General features: G+C 48.3%; 1 protein-coding gene and 3 pseudogenes. 3 read left to right on the forward strand and 1 reads right to left on the reverse strand.

The features are described from left to right. The 3 genes and pseudogenes from GOU96_RS17300 to GOU96_RS17310 all read left to right on the forward strand — a co-directional run. A pseudogene (locus GOU96_RS17300) lies at positions 1-72 on the forward strand (DUF3305 domain-containing protein); the annotation flags it as partial. Then, a complete protein-coding gene (locus tag GOU96_RS17305) occupies positions 62-679 on the forward strand; it encodes a DUF3306 domain-containing protein (RefSeq protein WP_069648042.1) in 618 nt (205 codons plus the stop codon). The pseudogene GOU96_RS17300 and the gene GOU96_RS17305, both read left to right, overlap by 11 nt. A 198-nt stretch (positions 680-877) precedes the next feature. Beyond that, positions 878-1,735, forward strand: a pseudogene (locus tag GOU96_RS17310) (4Fe-4S dicluster domain-containing protein); the annotation flags it as partial. A 15-nt stretch (positions 1,736-1,750) separates the two neighbouring features. Here the strand turns inward: GOU96_RS17310 and GOU96_RS18655 are convergent. Continuing rightward, positions 1,751-1,943 (reverse strand): annotated as a pseudogene (locus tag GOU96_RS18655) (alanine racemase C-terminal domain-containing protein); the annotation flags it as partial.

Raw genomic sequence — 1,943 nt, forward strand, 5'->3', positions numbered from 1 at the left:
GGTCGTCACGGGGAGCTACTGGAAATTCGCCGCAAGAAACGTGAAGGCGCGGGGAGGTCTTGTGGTAACTGAAAACACGTTTTTCTCTCGTTGGTCACAACGTAAATTAACCGCAGAATCAGACCAACTGCTTGATACAACGAAGAGTTTGAACTCAGAGCCTGTGCAGGCAGAGCCGATTGCTAATCAATCTTCGGTAGACACTAAAAGTGGTTTGGTGAGTGATGCGCTCGAACAACCTCATTCAGCAGAGAATGAAGAACCCAGCGTAGCGAGTTTGTTGGTATCCGATGCGTCGCAAGAACTGAAGAAAGCGTCATTGCGTAAGCTGTTTTTAAGCGGCGAGTTTAGCGAAGTGTGTATGCTGGATGATTACAACGCGGATTACAGCAACACAGCGACACTCACCACGCAAGTCGCACAAACCTTACGCCAATGGTGTAATGAGCTAGAAACGACGCCAGAGGTTAAGTCTGAACAGGCTATACCGGAAAAAGCCATGCCTGACCAAACTATGCTTGATCAAAGTATGCCTGACCAAACCAAGCCTGATGAAACGATAGCTTCTGCGCCCGAATTCGCTGAGGATTCTGCGCGACTTTCTGATCACAATACGCTTTCCTCTTACGATACAGCAGCATCTGACACACTGAACAGTGAGACAAAATATACCGCATAGAGATTAGGGACATTTTGACTTACTCCTCAATAGGTAGAGTGAGACATAATGTCTCACTCTTATTGTGGCTTTTCATTTCTCATCCCCGTTATCGATAAATTCTCTGATTTTTCAATAAAATAAATTTGGAACGCTATTTGCTTTAGCTTATGTAAAACGAGCCAACACGCTCGTGATTCTTATAAGCGGAAGCAAGCAATGTTAAACAACCTACTACAACAAGCGACGTCTCCAAACGGTCGGGCGAGACAGTATGCGATTGAGCATACGGTTGAGTTGACCAATCTTATTCCTCCTACCGTAAGTTACGAAAGTGGTGGCCATACCTTAATTATTGGACCCACTATGCTCATTGAGCGTATTACCGAGCCACTGAGCAGTATGGCTTCAATCACGCTCCTTTCTGTGGATGGTGAGCCTGGCACACAAAGCAATTTGTACTATGCCGATACGGTAGAAATCAGCGGTTTCCTCGGCGCCTTCTCTGTGAACGTAGAAAACCACGGTAAACGAGTCAATTTGGCGCAAGCCGCGATAGGTGGAAACACCTTTGATATCGTATTGGATATGTCACTCAACGGTTTAATGAGTGAAGAAGTGCCTGTACCCGGTTATTTTCCGGTAGGACGTGGTTATCCAAAGCTGGCGGATGCGCTGGAAGAGATCCCAACTCTGATGGGTACCTTCGATAAACCTAAGTATTTTCGCTTGGATCCTGACTTGTGCGCGCACAGTTCACGCGGTGTGAAAGGGTGTGAACGCTGTGTGGATGCATGTCCTGCTGGCGCGCTCTCCAGTGAGGGCACTGATCAAACAGGCCATCGGATTCAAATTAACCCTTATCTGTGTCAGGGCGTCGGAACCTGTGCGACCGCTTGCCCGACGGAAGCGATTCACTACGCGCTGCCTAATCCTACCGATACGCAAAAATTTATTGAGCGATTACTGGCGAATTACCATCAAGCTGGTGGTGAAAAACCTATCGTGCTGATCTGCAGTTCTCGACATGAAAGTTACAACGTCATGGCACTTAAGGTATTGCCAGATAACGTGATTGCCTCGGTGAAAGTTTCCAATGCGCGTATCCCGCTCACTGATCCAGCAACCGCCGTAACCGACCGCCTCACCCGCTTTGTGCTCACGCACCGCAATCAGGCTGGATTTCAAGGTCATAGCCGGGCGCAACCCATAATGAGAAGCATACGGCGTGCTAAATGGCGACACACCGTACATCACGATCCCAGGACGTACCCAGTCGCGATGC

Source organism: Vibrio sp. R-1 (genome assembly GCF_035615595.1).
GTDB lineage: Bacteria > Pseudomonadota > Gammaproteobacteria > Enterobacterales > Vibrionaceae > Vibrio > Vibrio cholerae.